This is a genomic window from Pseudopedobacter beijingensis, from assembly GCF_042678145.1.
Taxonomy (GTDB): Bacteria; Bacteroidota; Bacteroidia; order Sphingobacteriales; family Sphingobacteriaceae; genus Pseudopedobacter; species Pseudopedobacter beijingensis.
Genome location: NZ_JBHUDG010000018.1, coordinates 64,896 through 82,311, shown reverse-complemented (window position 1 = coordinate 82,311; position 17,416 = coordinate 64,896). Strand labels below are relative to the sequence as shown.

The following is a 17,416-nucleotide window of genomic DNA, read 5'->3' as shown; positions in this document are numbered from 1 at the left end:
ATAAACTATAGAATAATGAGCCATGGTCTATCAACTATGGACAATGGACTATAAATAATGAGCCATGGTCTATCGACTATGGACAATAAACCATTATAAAGCCAAACCTACGTCACCTCCAAAACCTCAGGATTAAGACAAGTCAACAATATCTCGTCATTAAACCTGGCTATAATATTTTTTGCAGCCAGCAACGACATCTCATTCCTCGTCTCCACCGTAGCCGATCCAATATGTGGTAACACAGCAACATTCTCCATAAACAGCAAAGGATTATCCGGACTCATCGGTTCCGGATTAGTCACATCCAAGCCTGCGCCCCATATTCTTTTCTCCTCTAAAACCGAAATCAGGTCCATTTCATTATGCACCGCTCCCCTTGATGTATTAATAAAAATAGCATTGCTTTTCATCCTGTAAAACACATCCTTATTAAACCTCCCCTTCGTATCAGCAGTGAGCGCACTATGCACAGAAATAACATCACTCCTATCCAGTAGCTCATCAAAAGAAACCCATGTAGCATCCAGTACCTCCTCAGCAGCCTCATTCCGTGTCCTATTATGATAAATAATCTCCATATCCAATGCCCGCTTACACATTCTTCCCATTTCCAGCCCAATCTGCCCCAAACCAAAAATACCTAAAGTCTTTCCCCTTAACTCAATCCCCAATAAATCAGTAGGCAGGTTCTTCTGCCATTTACCGTTAATAATTTTTTTATGCTGAAAAAAAGCCTTCCGGGACGCAGCCATCATCAATAAAAAAGCAGTATCCGCAGTAGCTTTGCTAAGCACACCCGGTGTATTCGTTACCGGAACCCTGTAATTGTTAGCGGCAGCCAAATCCACATGATCATACCCCGCACTCAACAACGACACAATCTCCAGATGAGAACAAGCCTTAAAAAACTCCTCATCCAGCTGGGTGCTCCTTGCGTTCAACAACGCATGGGCATCCTTGCAATGTGCAATCAATTCCTCCTTATTAATCCTCCGTTCGCTATCCCACTCAATAACCTGGTATCCATCCTGTTTCAATAAAGCCAATCCGGCTTCCGGTATCTTGCTACTAATAAAAACGACTTTCTGTGACATATTAAACCTCCAACAATTGATTCTATTTCAGTTACAACCTGTCTCCCTACTAAATATTACGAAGAACAGTACAACAAAAATACACTTAACTTAGCCCTTACCCTTATGATATACTTTAGCCTTTTATTAATAAATAACGAAAAAATTAAGCTTTAAGCTACACCAGTCACCCAATATATTTTATAATAGCCCATCAGAGCCATATAAGCAGTATATCATAGTAATATCCAAACCATAAAAAAGCGATTCACTTTCTCGTTCATCTTCTATAATAACAATTTTATGGCAACAATGTTATCATTTCAGATCACCTAGCTAAATCATGACATTAATATTGATAACATATACCTTTATCCAGAAAAAACCTTCAGTCTCAATTTGTTTCCCTCAATACTATCAAACAACATCAAAAACCATTCAGGTCTATTTCAAACTTGTACGTAAAAAGTTTATCCAAGCTTTCCAAAACAATACAATCGGGAGTTAATTAATATTTTATCTATTTTTATAATCATTACTAAAAATAACGTTATGCCCCATTTTATTATAGACTGTTCTCAGGAGATTATTCAGCAGGTATCACCAGATTTAATAATGGATACCGTATACCAGGCCGCAGAAGCCACCCAATTATTTGCCCTTAACGACATTAAAGTACGAATACAGCCCTACCAGTACTATAAGCTGGGAGAAAACAAGAAAAGCTTTATTCATATATTCGGTTATATTATGGAAGGACGAAGCACAGACCAAAAAGCCAATCTTTCCCAACAAATCACTACAAAGCTAGCAGTATTATTCCCTCAAATCTCATTTCTATCCGTCAATATCTATGAATTTGAAACCGCAACCTATTGCAACAAATCATTAATAAACCCAGAAAACACAGATAACAACAGGCATTTTGAGCTTTAATTTCCCCGTCATCCCGACCATAGCGGAGAGATCTTCAACCTACTAGCACTAACAAACAGCCTCCCTAAAACACATTATCCAACGATTTCGCATTTAATATTCTATCACGCGACGAATACCTGGGACTTTGAGGTGCCTTTCCTTTTATCTTTCCTAAAGGTATATTTTTAATCTTCTGAGCAGATTCTGCAAAGTGGAGTATATATTTATTCGTGTCCTTCCATTGCTCTATAGACTTCACCTCTGCAATATGCGTAATAGCCGAAATAGGCGCTACCTGATAAGCAGCAATATATTTTATTTTAGGTATCATAGATGAATTTAGACGTATTGCATACCAACAATTTTCGTCTATAAACACCTCCTTAAACCCATCTTCTCTGGCGGGAATCACAATCGTGTCTATATCAGAAATATCTATCTTTTCTGTATCCTCCGTTACTTCATTCAAAAAAGGCTCAAACTCGTAAAGCAGTTTACCGCTTTCAGATTGATACCTTTTTAGCGTGGTAACCTCTACCGGAAACTTAAAACGACTAATTAATACCGTTTCAAGCTCATCTCCTAACTCATCAATAATTAATAAGGCATTAAAAGAGTCTTTTTTATGAATGATGGATTCCAATAAATAATCAACATTTTCATAACCATTACTTTTTGCAAATGCTTCACACTTTTTCCATTCAGCAGGTCTTTTCTGAAGCATTTCTTTAATAATGTTCTTCACTTTTACTTTCGAACTCTCAAAAGACAAAGAGAATTCCAAAATCTGAACAGCTATATGTTTTAAATGTTGATGACTAGCTAAATCATTCTCTACCACAAATATCTTTGGGTCCTGCTTATTGGTTAAATCTATTAAATAGCCATCAGGTAAATTATTGGTGTTTCCCTTCTGTCCTATCTTTTTCTTATCGTCAAGATAAATTCTTGTCGAACCAAATAAGGCTTCTTTCACAAAATGTACAGCTTCTTCCAAGTCTGCCTCTTTTTCGAACGGAACCTCTGTATACTGTTCTTCTTTATTCCAAAGCATGGTTATTTTTAATAATTATCTTAAAACTACCTATTCTTCTTAAAATTCTCCGCCTGTTCCAATACATTCTTATACACGTCATCCTGTGTAATAGGCGGATAACCATACTGATGCAATTTCACTATAATATCCATTTTCAATTGTGCCTTAATGTCATCACGATCTGCCCAATCCGGATACTTAGCCGTATTATCCACTATAATCTTAATCTCTTTAGCTAGCTCCAGCATTTTATCCTTATCAAACTCAAAACCATACTGTTTACAAATCATATACAGAATATCATAAAAAGCTTTCTCTTCATAATCAATTCCCAAATCATGAAAAGAATCCATCTCTATACGAAGTTTTATAATCAGGTCCAGCATTTGCTCAGCTGTATCAGCCTGGATACCATCATAATCCAATACATCCCTTTCGCTTCGCTCATTATATCTATTAACAATTGCCTGTAAGCGTACCGAAAAATCTTGTCCCTTAACCTTATTTACCTTTTTAAAATCGTTGATAGTCTGTTTTAATAAGCGCTCCAGAATTTTAATCTTAGTATTCGGTAATTCTAAATTTGTTATCTTCTCAATAAACTTATCATTAAACAAATCAATCGTATTTGCCTTATGATCATCCAGTTTAAAAATCTCTTCAACACCTTCAGAAATAATTGCTTCTTCTACCAGCTTAGCAACCTTTTCATTCATCTGTGCCGTATCAGGTGCCTCACCTTTAGTCAACTTCACTACAATAGATTTTACCGCAAAATAGAAATGAATTTCATCTACCTCTCTTAAAGCAAACAATTCCGAACCACTCACCAAATTATAGGCAGACTTTAATTTCTTGGTTACATTTACAAAAAACTTCTCCGACTCCTCGGTTTGCAAAACCAATTCAGACGCTTTATTTAAACACTGTAAACGTTCTACCGGCAAACCATCGTAATATTTTGAAGCATCAAACTTATAGAAGAATTGTCTAAGTAAATCAATCTGATCACGAACAATAATCTCTGCCTGACTGATATCTTCAAAATCATCATCCGCAGTCTGATTATTAAATAATCCTAAAGCATGGTTCAGATTTTTCTTGATACCAATATAATCTACCACCAACCCTCTATCTTTACCCTGATATTTACGATTTACCCTAGAAATAGTCTGAATCAGATTATGCGTTTGCAAAGGCTTGTCAATATAAATAGTATCCAAAAACGGTACATCAAAGCCCGTCAGCCACATATCTACCACAATGGCTATCTTGAAATTAGATTTAATCTGTTTGAACTGGCGATCCAGTTCTTTGCGCTCCTCCTTACTACCCAACAAGTCCCATAAATCCTTTTCGTCATCCTTGTTACGGGTCATCACCATCTTAACACGCTCTATAGGCTTAATTTCTTTCTGCTCTTTTTCATTTAAGCCCTCAGGAAGCATAACCTCTCCCCATGCTGGGCGCAAAACTAAAATTTCTTTGTATAATTTATAGGCAATACCACGTGAGGCACAAACAAACATCACTTTTCCGGCAACTGTTGCATTTTCTTCTATACGCTTTTCGTAATGCGTTATAAAATCCTGTGCAATAGCCTTAATACGGTCGCTATCCCCTAAAACAACTTCCATTTTTGCAATAGCTCTTTGACTGTACTCTACATGATATTCCGAAGCGCCTTCTTGCAGTGCATTTTCATAATAATTTTCAATTTCCTGTACCTTATTATAATCCAAATTCACTTTAGCTGCCCTGCCCTCATACACCAAACGCACAGTAATCTCATCATTTACAGACTCAAACATCGTGTACGAATCCACCACATCGCCAAACACCTCTAAAGTCTTATCTATAGGTGTCCCCGTAAAACCAACGTAGGTTGCATAAGGTAAGGAATCATGTAAATACTTAGCAAAGCCATACGATTTGGTCACTCCTTTTTCCTCATCAATTTTTACCTTTAAGTCCAGATTAACCTGCGAACGATGCGCCTCATCAGAGATACAGATAATATTAAAACGATCTGATAGGATCTCGTCATCTTCAGCAAATTTCTGAACCGTTGTCAGGAATACCCCGCCACTTTCCCTACCCCGTAAACGGGCTCTTAAATCAGCTCTCGATTCAATATTGATGATATTCTCGTCGCCTATAAAATCTTTGGCATTGGTAAAATCTTTAGATAACTGGTCATCCAGGTCCGTACGGTCCGATATAATAATAATCGTGGGACTGGCAAAATCTGTAGAACGCATTAACAAACGCGATAAATACAACATGGTATAACTTTTACCACATCCCGTTGCTCCAAAATAAGTTCCCCCTTTACCATCTCCCTCAGGCTTACGGTGCGCTAGAATATTTTTATATAACTTATTTGCAGCATAATATTGCGGATAGCGTGTCAGTATCTTCAATTCATGTTTAGACGTATCCGGAAATAAAACAAAATGATGGATAATATCCACCAATCTGCTTTGGTTTAGCATTCCGTGGACAATAGAGGTAGCGGTTTCTATACCTGTCAGTGCTTTCTTTTCATCTCCTGTAATTTTGTTCCAGCCGTAGTAAAATTCGTAAGGCGAAAATACCGTACCCGCTTTGTTATTCACACCATCAGAAATCACACAAAACACATTGTATTTCATCAATTCTGGAATATCTCTACGGTAACGTACAGTCAATTGCTTATAAGCATCATAAATGGTAATTTCTTCTTCAATAGCGGTTTTAAATTCAAAAACCACTACAGGAATTCCGTTGAGATATAAAATCAAATCCGGAATACGCAATTCCGAACCTTGAATTTCTAATTGATTGGCAATTTTGAATGTATTATTAGCTACATGCTCGATATCAATATATCGAATATGCAAATCTTTCTTTTGTGGATTGTTTCGTTTAAAAATCAAACCATCAGCTAATAATTTACAAATAAATGTATTTGTTGGAATCATACAGATTAGAAGCTGACTGAAAAGCTATTTCGTTGACAATGCTTTCCAATTCTATTTCTTCTAAATCTGGGTAACGATTCAATAAAAAAGAACGTAAATCTTCCTTAATCAGAACTTCTTGGTTAGAAACTCTCGATAATTCTTTCCCATCTATATAATGATAACCCTCCGTTTCCAAAAGGTGGATAAATGCTTGTTCTAATTGCAATTCGGTGTATTTCATAGTAACTTTTTCAAGTTAAGTTTTTTGTTTTTTTGTAACATGAAATAATAACATGTTACAATTTTTGAGTTTTTATAACATGTAATATACATTATATATTAAAAGCACTTGCCATTAATTCATGTTCAGCTCGGGAAATTCCAATTTGTTTTGCAATCTCTTGCCAATTAGCAACTACAGCTATTACTTCATTGATAATCTGATCCATTTCTTTGGATGTTAGTCGAAAATACTCTCCAACACTTTTCGCCAAATCAAAATCTAAGGCATTGTTATCCATATCAATATTCAATACTAAACCTTCTTTATCTATGGATGGATTTAAATCATAGGCTGGTGATAAAATCCAACCTTCTTTCGTTAAAATAAATCCGTGATTTCGTAAATGGTCGTCTGTATTGGATATAGCAATATTAAAGATGATTCTACGCCACAATTGTGCTAGATTCTCTTTGATATTGGTTCCTTGCGTTTGGATAAACTCCACTATATCTAAATAACTGGCTGCTTGCTTTTTAATAGTTTCTTCATTATTACCTGTCATAGTCATTGCCGATGCAAAATGAATTCGATGAGTTCCTACACGATCAAAGCGTTTGGTAAAAAAAGTATGGTACGATCCATTAATTTTCTCGATCTTGCATTTCGACATATTTATGCCTGCTTCTATCGCTAATTGATATGCTAAATATTCCCAAGCTGCTTTATCGATGGTATCATTTTTTGATGGAAATTTAGCAATCCAAGGATGTTTATTTTCATCTAAAATATTGGCTTTCGGACGTGCCCCACCCAAAGAAGAACCAGGCGCTATCAATAGTTGCAACCATTTGGTCATAGCTTCATTATCGGTATCATTTTCGTAATGAACCACCGCTTGTTGTAATTCTCTAACGGTAGACCAAGGCGGTGTGGCCTTTGCTGTATCGTTATCTAGAAATTCTCCTTCTGGATCTAGCTTAAAACGCAAAGCACCCATACGCGTTTCGTCATAGACTCCCAATAAAAAATCGATATCGTATAATGTTTTTGCTTTTTCACCTTTTTGTTTAGCGAGTTGGGCCTCACGTCTTTTCATTAGTGTACGTCCCCAAGTATCGGGCATACTGTCCAAAAAAAGACCAAAGTTTTCTTTTTCGTTGACAAATTGTGGTCCAGCAAATAAATGCAAATCGGGATCTAACTGATAGTGATGTCCAGATTTTAGCCATAGCTTATCATACGAAAAGCTGAATGCTTTACGCCCCTTGGCTTGATGGGCTGATAAAATCCCCATAAGCATTGGACTTTCTAGCCCCTGCCAATCTGCATATACATAAATATCTGTTTTTTGTACTGCCATTTTATAACAACTCTAAATCTTGTAATTTTCGTCCGAAGGTATCGTCTGCTGCTAACTTTAAAAAATCATCTTGCAAGCCTAAAACACGAAGTACATTAAAATAAGCTCCCATAGCCACACTTGGATCTCCTTTCTCTATTAAATTTAAAGTAGAACGAGCAATATCTGCTCTTTCTGCGACTTGTATCGTCGTTAATTTGCGACGTTTACGGGCAAGTTTAATTTGCTCACCCATTTGTCCTAAGGCGTCTTTATATCGAGGTAAAACAATTTTCTTCTTCATAAATGTATGTTATTTCATACAAAAATAAGAAAAATGACTGAATTAACGGACTTTTTTATTTAGGTGTATTTATTTTCTGTTTCCAAAAGGTGGATAAATGCTTGTTCTAATTGCAATTCGGTGTATTTCATAGTAACTTTTTCAAGTTAAGTTTTTTTTTATTCTGTAGCGTCTATTAACAGGTTAAACTTGTTTGTCCAAATAAGCACATTTAAACATGCTTATTTGGACGTTTTTGTATTAAATAAGAAATATCTGCTCAATTATGCTACTTATTTTCACCCTGTTCATTCCATTTATTTTCAATCTCTTGTATTCTATTCAATAATTCTTTCCAACCCAAACTTTCGCCAACAATCATATTTTCTTGCATAGTCTTATAGTCCGCTTCCCATTTCGAGCGCACTTCGTCTGGCGGAAGTATCTTTATTTTTCCTTTCTTATGATTTGAATAGTCAAGTCCTCTTATAGGGTTAACTGTTTTTCTATGCTCTACAATAGCATGAAACAATTCTTCATTTTGTAGAGCTAACAGACCATATTCTGCCTTCATTAATTTTTCTAAATCATAAAAATGTCTCGTTAATCTATCGGTTCTAATTTTATCAATAGGTTTAGAAAACTCTTCGTGTAATAATAAAACTTTCTCAATAAAAGTTCGGGTAGGCACTACAACCCTCACCTTAAATGCCGGTTCCGCAAAAGGTAAACCTTTATAGTTTTCGTCTATAAATGAAATAATCGATTTAGTTTCAGCGGGTTATGCTAACGATCTTGCACCTAATTCTAAAAGAACTCTTTGCTCAACATACGCATTGCTAACAGGCACTACAGATTGATAATATACCTCTAAAGTAGTCGGATCACTGGTGTCATCTACATGGTCATTGTACTTAATTTCGTAGAAGGTTTTATCAATTCCTAATTGATCCAGTTGATGAATCAACTCCTCTCTAAACTCATTGATAATAAAACTTTCGGAAGCTTTTCTTAATTTTTTGATTTGTGTTTTTGAAGTTAATTCTTCAACCCCTAATAAATGACGATTAATGACTAAATCAACATCCTCTGAAAATCGATGGATTAAATGATAGGCCTTGCTTAGCGAAGTTCCACCTTTAAAAATAACAGATTTTGCATATTTAGACTGAAAAATTGCTTTCAATAAAATACAAACCCACCAATCTTTTTCTATCACAAAAGCGGGCAAACCTTTCGCTATACCCGTTTGTTCAAGCACCTGAACTTTTTGTTCTTTTGTGAGCTTAATCCACATTTTGATGCGCTGTATAAAGATTATTAATCTGTTTCTGAATCCATACAGGAGCAAATTTTAACTGTTTTTGGATCACTTGCTCATCTAATTGAAGAATGTGAGGTTTTATTTGTTCTAAGAACGCTGCAGATACTTCTTGCTGACTCGTTTCTTTAAAGGCTTGCACAATTAAATGCAACAATTCGTCTTTGATAGCAAAACTTTTGGGAACTGTTTTTTTAAATTGAATGGTTCTGTTACCTATAGCTATAGCCCTTTGCGAACCATCTGTTAAGTACACCGCTTTTAAGGGGATCTGCGTGGTAAGCCCCAGTAAAAACAAAGCCAATACCCCTGTTGGAGCAATACGGGCTTTATCTCGTTGCGCTATTTGTTTGGCAATTTCTTCGGTATTCGGATAAATGGTTCCTAATAAAGGATCTTTCTTAGGTTTCAGATAAATACCATGTGCCAAACGCTCTACAATGCCCTCTTGCTCTAAACGAGAAAGTACCTTGCGGATATTATCTGCAGAACCATACTTTGCAAAATCATCCAAAAAAAATATTTCGCCAAATGAAGACTTAGAAATCTTTGCTTGTATTTTATTTTTAGATGATTCTGTCATATTTTTTTATTGGTTTTGTCACAAATTTAGTAAATATTTGTGACAAAAAAATTATTCACAACAAGGATTATGCTATTATGGATAAAGGCTTGTTCTAATTGAGCTTCGGTGTATTTCATGGTTATTACAAGGAATTTAGATATTGTTTTCCTTTTTCGGTTAAATAGTACTTTTGGTTTTTACTAGTAGGTTTGTCAGGTATTGTCAATACCACATAGCCATTATTGATGGCTGGTTGTAGGTAATTCAATCTAAAGTTTTCACGATCAGTTAATGCAAGTAACTCTTGTAATTCCTGTCTGGAATGCTGTCCAACCATAATCTTCAACAACTCCTCAACTTGCGGGGTATCTTGCGGGGTAAGTTGTTCACTAGCTGGTAAGATCAGTCTTAAAAAATCATCAGAAAACTGAAAACACTCTTTCGCATAAGCTTTTAGAATCCTTGGAATACCTGAACCTAATTGCTCCACCAAATCCAAATCCTTGAAAATTCGCATTAATTCTTTATTTCGAGGTACAGAAAATCCCCCCCTCCTCGTTTAAGTCCTCCAATGGATGACTTAAATTGCCTTTTGAAACCAAGGACTCTGTCCGAAATATCTACACTATCTTTATTTATAACCCCTGCCTCTTGCCGGACTAAGTCCTCTGTTTTATGAATTGGATTTAAGAGTCGCTTTGCTAACTCCTAAACCAGTAAGGTGCTCCTCCGTCATCTCCAACCACTTTAAACCTATAACTTACTACTTATAACTCAAAACCTACAACTCCCCAACCATCCCCTCCGCCAACTTCACAAAACCCTCTGCCAGTTCCAAAAAACGAAACGGTGACCTCCCCTCCAAATCAAAATCACTCCCATAACGCACCTCGCTGAAACTCTTCATCATGATATTTAACAACTGTTCATTCTCTGGTGATCCCATAAAATGCTGCAAAGGCTTTTTAGAGAAACAGCCACATACATACAGCAATCGCCTTAAATTTCGTATATCTGTTTTATAGCCCATAAATACGGCAATCAAACCCACACAGGTCTGCTCCACCGCCTGGTACATCAGGTAAATACTGATAGGATCATCCCCATGCTCTACCGCTTCCTCTGCAGCATGTAGAAAGCCTTTGGACAAATGGATACGATGCTCCCACTGCTCCTTAATCCTTAACAATTGCTTCTCTGCATTAGGTCCCTGCACCGCTTGCACTGCCAGCAATCCATCCGCACTGTACAATAACACCCCACGGTTAAGCACCGCTGTAAAATAGCCATTGCACTGGTTCAGGTTAAGCCTTAGCGTTTCTTCACCATGCGCATGTATAATAGCTTTAGCCTCTTTATAACAGGCATCTACATATTGCTGGATAGCATTCTCCATTGAAGCTGTCCCTTCCGTTACTACCAGCAGGTAAAAAACTTTTTCTCCCTGCTGCCTCGCCTCACGAAAGATGCTGTTATAGGCCGACTGCTCCTCGTAATACGCATATAGGTAAATCTGTAGCGGATTAAACTTTTCCAGTAATAGACTTACCAGGGCATTTAATTCCTTGGTGTTTTCCGGTTTGGCTAAAATGGTTGTTTCCATAATATGTTTGGTTTATAGGTTAAGGGTTAATAATCTTGATATAAAGGGTATGGGCAAAGAGAATCAATATTCTTTAAGTACCGACAGGTCCTCTTGGTGTCTGTTCTTTTCAAACCAACGTTTAAACCAATGCTGCATATACATATGGTTACTTTTCCAAAACAGCTTCTTGTCCTCCTGATCCATCCCCTCTATGGTTTCATATATTTTTTGCTCGGCCTTTAATTCATCAAACATCTGCCCGATCTGCTTTTTAGTATACAACGGCTGACCGTATTTGCAGGACAGAAAGAACTTTTTTGCCGCTTTCCGCTGTTTACCTGAAGCGGAATGATGGTGGGAGTAACTTAACATCCACATAAAATCATTTAACAGTGTTTCCACCTTCACATCAAGTATGGCACACAACATCCGGAGGTTGGATGGAATATTCAGTTTCACCGCTTTAACTTTACTGGAATACATTTCATCTATCTCAGCATACTTGTGATACATGTCTACGGTTACCATCCTGGCTTTTTGTTTCTTCTTCATAGTGGGTTTATTTGGTTTATTGATTGGGAATCACCCATATAGAATCCAATAGAGGTATTCGATGACCATCTTCATGGACTTTTAAAACAAATCGGTTAAACTTGATAGATTGGATAAGGGATAAACTCTCCAGATATTCCTGTAGAATACTTTTTAGAATCTGCTTTTTTTGTTTTTTCATAATACCCGTTATTTATGGTAACGAGTCTTAGCGAGTAGTACCTATTAATAAGTGTGGGCTCTACATACCATAATCGCTTAAAGTTTCTGACGCCTTATGTGATACGGATTTACAGCAGAGCCCACACCTACTTCGATGAACAAATATAGTACATCTACACATAGATAGTGGGATATTTCTGCTGTCTTACACCACGGCGTCAGAATTGCGATTGTAAGACTCTTTATAATACCTTGTTATAAACTCAAATATAAACAACTAAACAAAAGTAAACAAATTTGTTGACCACTATTTTAATTTATTATGGACATTGCTTAGATGGATGCTGATTTAGAAAAATTCAGAATAAACTTAGGTAAAAGAATTGCCCAAATTCGATTAGAAAGGAAACTAGATCAAACGGAACTAGCTGCTATATTAGATGGGAAGGATAAACAAGCCATCAACAGGTATGAAAAACAAGGGGCTAATCCAACTGCTTATATTTTAGTAAATTTAGCAAAAGCATTAGAGGTAAGTGTGGATGAGTTACTAGATTTTTCAAAATTAGCAAATAAATAACAAAAGCATCAAGGCTATTGACCTCTTAAAGATTACACTCAGGTTCAAACCCTGTTGGGGAACGATAAATTATCATCGGGGGTAGAACCCCATATTCCACCAAATCTACTTACATTAAAGGTAAATTAATTCCCAGCTTATAAACTTCATGATAAGCTTTTACTTCTTCGTCTAATAAGTTTTCAATATTTAATTTATCCAAGTTTTTTTCAGTATCCTCAAGTGGCTTAGGATAAACAATCAAACAAGCTATTTCGCCACTAATTATTGGAGTTTCGCCTTTCACCTTATTCAATCTGGCATAACCTGCTACCTGTCTAATATCTTCATGAATTTGCCCATAGCGATAACGAATTTTGTATTTTGCATCTATAACTATTTTGGTCTTCTTGTCAGAATTTTCATGGCAAATCAAAAAATCTAAAGAGTTACCACAAGTAGAAAACTGATAGTTAAAGTGCTTGGCAGTCAGTTCGGGATTAGCCTTCAGCAACCCAGCAAAAGCATACAGTTCAAACATCTTTGGCATATCAATCCAAAATGGAGGGGTAGAGATATGTTCTTCAACCGTTTTTGTAATATTATAAGAGAACCTTTTTAAAATATACTGCCCTATTTTTATAGCTTCTTTATACTCTTTAAAGAAAGGATTATGCTTAAAATATTTTATTTCGTGTAATTCAACTTCAGAACTAATTTTTTCGAAGGCCGGGCGGATGTAATTAATGATCCAAGGGATATTATTTTTATCTTTAAAAAAGTTGGTATTGTTTTCTACATACTGGATACAGAATAGATATACTCTTTTCAAAAAACGATTCTCTACAGAATCTTCTCCAAATACTTGATATTCGCACACCGTATTTGTAAAACGATTTTTAAATATGTTTTGCTTAACTTGTTGCCCTACTAAAACCTTCCCCTTTATTCTGTTATTTAAGTTTTCTGTTACCTTATAGTAAGATTTTTTTAATCCTTTTTTAACAATATCCTGAAGCAGCTTTAAAAACTTAACCACTAAAAAAGGTGTTAAAACATCTTGTTTTTGGCTAATAGGAATTTCTGGTGCTTCCCAGTCTATAAACAGTAAATTATCGGTGTATTTTGCCACTTCAGTATGAGACATCATTTCCAAAAGCATGGCAATAATGTCAACTTCTTGAACAGTTTTTTTTTGGGTACTCTCCGCAGCTTCTTTGTCTAAGTTTCGAATGTCCTCTTCCGAAATATTATCATTGCTTATAGATACAATTCTCTCAAACGATTTTAAAACTTCTATATTTAATTTAGGCTCAACATGAATAAACCGACCTTTGGTAAGCCAGTCTATCCCTACAAAATAGTCAGATTGTAATACAACTTCCTTTTCCGAAACCTTACATTTAAAACAGTAATAATCTTTCCCCCGTTCGGTTTTAAATTTGCGAGGCTTAATTTCTGATACTAAATGATTATCCAAGTAGTCAATCTTTTTGGTATTAATCAGATTGAAATCATCAGTTAATTTTAAAGTATGGGCAATATGTTCTCTTAAAAAGATGCCCATTTTATATTGTAAGTTCTTTTATTTTATCAATTGCTGATGGTTTAAGTACTCCATCTTTTACATATTCCATTAAAATAGGCTTAATTTCATATTCCAATCTTAGTTCCATATTTTCTGGAATTAGCAATTGATTTCCTTTTTCGTCTTTTTCAATTATCTGGATAAAATAAGAATGGCCCAGCCAAACATCTTTAGCTTCAAATTCACTAGACAAATAAACATCATTATTAAGAGTATTTTCAGCAGTATATTTAATTTCGGGATCAAAGTCTTTAACAAACATTTCAGACACTGCCCTAAACAAGTTGCTATGAAAAATTAGCTCATCATTAGTATTCAAATACTCTGGCAGTACATCTACAAAAGCAAAACGCCTTCTAATGGCATAATCAATATGACCTAGACTTCTATCGGCAGTGTTCATGGTACCAATGATATAGAGATTTGGAGGTAGTATTAATGTACTTTTATCCTCATTAATAGAATCTTCAACTGCATACATGCTTGCAACAGCTTCTCCTCTGTACTCCAATGCATAGATTAATTCTCCCAAGACAGAAGACAAATTAGCCCGATTAATTTCATCAATGATTAGAACATAATTTTGAAGTGCAACTTTTTCACTAGTTTTTACTTCCTTAACCTTCAACTTATTCTTGTCTAAGAATTCTTGGAATAAGTTAAGAACTCTTACAAAATAGCTAGCATGTTGTCTTGCAAGTCCTGAAATATTCTGATTTTTTTTAATGTCTTGTCTGTCTAAATTACCATCTGAATATGCTTGTAAAATATCCTTATGCAATATCCTGTTACCGTTTTTCAACCAACCTTCATTTTCACCTTTATAACGAAAAGCATTCTCATCATCAGTAGAAATAAGTCCGACACTTTTTGTTAAAGAGAAATATCCTTCGGCATTTTCTATTTTATCATTTAAGTATTCTTTAAAAGCTTCAAAATGTGACTTTATACTACTTTCCTTTGAAATAGTTGCAACATCCTTTTTGCTGTCTAAATAGTTTTTTAATGCCTCTTCTGCAAATAGACCAAGCGTCTTATTAATATTTTTATATTCAATATTTTCGCCTTTGCTCTCGGAAACAATTCCTCTTACAAAATCTTCGTAAGTGTATGATGGATGAAACTGAACTAATTTAAACTGTTCTGAATCTCCGATTTTTGATTTTATAATTCTTTCAGCAATATTGTCATAAATATATTTGGCAATTGCACCAGCTCCACGATCATTTCCGTTATCTAAAGACCTTTGCCATCTACCTAAGTTATAAACCTCAATAATTTTATTATAAGTAATGGATTTATCTTCTATATCATTGCCAGAAAGAATTATTTTATTATCAAGTACATCCTTAACTTTATAAGAGGTGTTTCCATGCACACTATTGAAATTCTGTCCAACTTTAATAAAGTTTTTAATCAATGCCTCATTAAGCTCCTTGTCATTATTTAGCGGAGCAGTAAAACCAATAATTTCTCGAGCAATCTCTTTAGCTAATTTAGTTTTACCAGTTCCTGGAGGACCTTGCAGAATTATTTGCTTCTTGTACTTTACAAGATCGATATATTTTTTTATACTCAACATTTTTTCAAAATCATTTCGGTGAAAAGCTAAGATACTATCCATCCTATCTCTAATTTCTTTCTTATTAATGCCACATATACCTGTCTGAGTTTGGAATCTAAAACGATTATTTAGGTCTAATTTAATTATATATGCATTATACACATACAAATCCTGACAATACTCAATTTGTAATGCTTCAAATTCTTCTTTATAATGAGGAAAATCAAAAACTGGTTTTCTGGTGTCGGTTGTTCTAGCTACTCCTAATACTGTATGTCCATCAGTAAGCAAAATATTACCGCCACATCGGTAATCTTTATTTTCCCAACTTATTACTATACCGTACTTAATAAGCAAATCGAAAAATAAAGGTTTACCCTTACTTTTACTACCCCATCTACAGCCTAATTTCCAATAGCTTTTCATTTATTTCCTCTTCTAATTAAACCATCAAGACATCATCGACTTTTTCCTTCAATAATTCCTTATCAATTATTGCAAAATCACTCTTAGAATAGCTTATAAAAGAATTACCGATATCAACTTTACCTAAAATATCAGATATTAATTTAGGTTTAGACAAATGGAATACATTACTGAGAAAACTGCAGAATCCTACTGTGTTGCTTTTTACAATTGGGAATACATAGCTAAAATGCAGATGGTCATCATCTGTATTATAAATTAGTTTTGATGAAGGAAATTTAACTCCTCGTATTGCATCATCGCCTTTATTCGAAGCTCCAATAAATTGCATTAATAATTGTGGAATAATATATTCCGTTTTAAAACTTGCACTAGTTTCAACAACTCTTATTGTCGTTGTAAAATAAAGAGGAAACAGTATTAAGTACCTTAAAACGTTTTTAAATCTACCTGATATTTCGCCATCATTTGAAAACTTTAAGAAATTATGAATCGTCTGAATTTCAATTATTCTAATTATTTTTTTTGTTTCAAATCTAGAAATATAACTGGTTGAAATATTAGGCCGTCCGAGTTCTTCATAAGACAAATATGACGTTGCTCCTAAATAAATTGAAGGAACTCCAGGAATACTATATCTCTGAGTTGCACAGAAATGTCTCAAGTTAAAAGGGATATGAAAGTTATCATCTCTATTCTTAAGACTTAATTTTTTGTCAACTCTAATTTTATAAAAACTTTCATATGGCTCAATATAGCTCACTGCTATGTTGTTATGAAACTCAATTACCTTGTTTAAAGAGTTGCTGAAGCCATCGTATGCTTTGTTCATATAACCATCATAGTAATTACTGATTGAATTGTTTATAGCTGTTATAAAACCACGTACTTTCTTTAAGAGTGACAAATCGCCATCAGAACTTCTTTGCTCTATGTTTCGGAATATAACATTTAGCCTTTTGCCAATGTTGTAATCTGATAAAAATTCATAGTACTTTTCTAACCTTTTTTCAACTAGTTCTGGAAAATACGAAGAACTATATACTGTAGGAACAGTGAAAATAGACTTCTTACTTTCAATATCTTTAAAAATACTGTCTAATTGTTGAGAAATATCAATCATTATTATTGCTTAATTATTGATTATTATTTTCATTTAATTTTATAAACGCCACAGGATCCGCAACCATATCGAGTAGTACATTAGTACTTATTCTGTATCCGTTTGGCAAGAATGAAGTTTCTGATTATGTAATTTTAAAATTAATTATACT

General features: G+C 34.8%; 15 protein-coding genes and 2 pseudogenes. 2 read left to right on the top strand and 15 right to left on the bottom strand.

The window, feature by feature from the left end; all coding sequences use genetic code 11:
- Window positions 1-107: 107 nt before the first annotated feature.
- Entirely contained in the window at window positions 108-1,097 is a 990-nt protein-coding gene (locus ACFSAH_RS11880) for a 2-hydroxyacid dehydrogenase (protein ID WP_379662958.1), read from the bottom strand.
- 531 nt (window positions 1,098-1,628) lie between these two features.
- Here ACFSAH_RS11880 and ACFSAH_RS11875 point away from each other — a divergent pair.
- Window positions 1,629-2,012, top strand: coding sequence for a 5-carboxymethyl-2-hydroxymuconate Delta-isomerase (locus ACFSAH_RS11875; RefSeq protein WP_379662957.1), 384 nt, complete (start codon window positions 1,629-1,631; stop codon window positions 2,010-2,012).
- A gap of 64 nt (window positions 2,013-2,076) precedes the next feature.
- On the opposite strand, the gene ACFSAH_RS11870 is transcribed toward ACFSAH_RS11875, so the two are convergent.
- From ACFSAH_RS11870 to ACFSAH_RS11820, 11 genes and pseudogenes are all read right to left on the bottom strand, one after another.
- Complete coding sequence (locus tag ACFSAH_RS11870; RefSeq protein ID WP_379662956.1) at window positions 2,077-3,048, bottom strand: hypothetical protein; 972 nt, start codon at window positions 3,046-3,048, stop codon at window positions 2,077-2,079.
- A gap of 26 nt (window positions 3,049-3,074) precedes the next feature.
- Window positions 3,075-5,993: a type I restriction endonuclease subunit R gene (locus tag ACFSAH_RS11865; RefSeq protein ID WP_379662955.1), complete on the bottom strand. Its 2,919-nt coding sequence runs from the start codon at window positions 5,991-5,993 to the stop codon at window positions 3,075-3,077.
- Window positions 5,965-6,216: a hypothetical protein gene (locus ACFSAH_RS11860; RefSeq protein WP_379662954.1), complete on the bottom strand. Its 252-nt coding sequence runs from the start codon at window positions 6,214-6,216 to the stop codon at window positions 5,965-5,967. Before ACFSAH_RS11860 ends, ACFSAH_RS11865 begins: the two co-directional genes overlap by 29 nt.
- A 91-nt stretch (window positions 6,217-6,307) precedes the next feature.
- Window positions 6,308-7,558 carry a type II toxin-antitoxin system HipA family toxin gene (locus tag ACFSAH_RS11855; RefSeq protein ID WP_379662953.1) on the bottom strand — a complete coding sequence of 417 codons (1,251 nt, stop codon included), beginning with the start codon at window positions 7,556-7,558 and terminating at the stop codon, window positions 6,308-6,310.
- A gap of 1 nt (window position 7,559) precedes the next feature.
- Window positions 7,560-7,841 (bottom strand): helix-turn-helix transcriptional regulator, encoded by a 282-nt coding sequence (locus tag ACFSAH_RS11850; protein ID WP_379662952.1) that lies wholly within the window; start codon window positions 7,839-7,841, stop codon window positions 7,560-7,562.
- A 268-nt stretch (window positions 7,842-8,109) separates the two neighbouring features.
- Window positions 8,110-9,117 (bottom strand): annotated as a pseudogene (locus ACFSAH_RS11845) (nucleotidyl transferase AbiEii/AbiGii toxin family protein).
- Complete coding sequence (locus tag ACFSAH_RS11840; protein ID WP_379662951.1) at window positions 9,107-9,724, bottom strand: DUF6088 family protein; 618 nt, start codon at window positions 9,722-9,724, stop codon at window positions 9,107-9,109. The pseudogene ACFSAH_RS11845 and the gene ACFSAH_RS11840 overlap by 11 nt, the downstream one beginning before the upstream one ends.
- Window positions 9,725-9,848: 124 nt before the next feature.
- On the bottom strand, window positions 9,849-10,166 hold the full coding sequence (locus ACFSAH_RS11835; protein WP_379663030.1) for a Fic family protein: 318 nt from the start codon (window positions 10,164-10,166) through the stop codon (window positions 9,849-9,851).
- Window positions 10,155-10,241, bottom strand: a pseudogene (locus ACFSAH_RS11830) (ATP-binding protein); the annotation flags it as partial. The gene ACFSAH_RS11835 and the pseudogene ACFSAH_RS11830, both read right to left, overlap by 12 nt.
- A 246-nt stretch (window positions 10,242-10,487) precedes the next feature.
- Complete coding sequence (locus tag ACFSAH_RS11825) at window positions 10,488-11,309, bottom strand: HEPN domain-containing protein (RefSeq protein ID WP_379662950.1); 822 nt, start codon at window positions 11,307-11,309, stop codon at window positions 10,488-10,490.
- A gap of 63 nt (window positions 11,310-11,372) precedes the next feature.
- A complete protein-coding gene (locus ACFSAH_RS11820) occupies window positions 11,373-11,843 on the bottom strand; it encodes a hypothetical protein (protein WP_379662949.1) in 471 nt (156 codons plus the stop codon).
- Between the two features lie 499 nt (window positions 11,844-12,342).
- Here ACFSAH_RS11820 and ACFSAH_RS11815 point away from each other — a divergent pair, with 499 nt between their 5' ends.
- Window positions 12,343-12,585: a helix-turn-helix domain-containing protein gene (locus tag ACFSAH_RS11815; RefSeq protein WP_379662948.1), complete on the top strand. Its 243-nt coding sequence runs from the start codon at window positions 12,343-12,345 to the stop codon at window positions 12,583-12,585.
- A 109-nt stretch (window positions 12,586-12,694) separates the two neighbouring features.
- Here the strand turns inward: ACFSAH_RS11815 and ACFSAH_RS11810 are convergent, their stop codons facing one another.
- The 3 genes from ACFSAH_RS11810 to ACFSAH_RS11800 are packed head-to-tail and all read right to left on the bottom strand — an operon-like array spanning window position 12,695 to window position 17,265.
- Window positions 12,695-14,131: a 5-methylcytosine restriction system specificity protein McrC gene (locus tag ACFSAH_RS11810; protein ID WP_379662947.1), complete on the bottom strand. Its 1,437-nt coding sequence runs from the start codon at window positions 14,129-14,131 to the stop codon at window positions 12,695-12,697.
- A gap of 1 nt (window position 14,132) precedes the next feature.
- Window positions 14,133-16,142, bottom strand: a complete 2,010-nt coding sequence (locus ACFSAH_RS11805; RefSeq protein ID WP_379662946.1) for an AAA family ATPase — start codon at window positions 16,140-16,142, stop codon at window positions 14,133-14,135.
- Window positions 16,143-16,158: 16 nt separating this feature from the next.
- On the bottom strand, window positions 16,159-17,265 hold the full coding sequence (locus tag ACFSAH_RS11800; protein WP_379662945.1) for a hypothetical protein: 1,107 nt from the start codon (window positions 17,263-17,265) through the stop codon (window positions 16,159-16,161).
- Window positions 17,266-17,416: the final 151 nt, after the last annotated feature.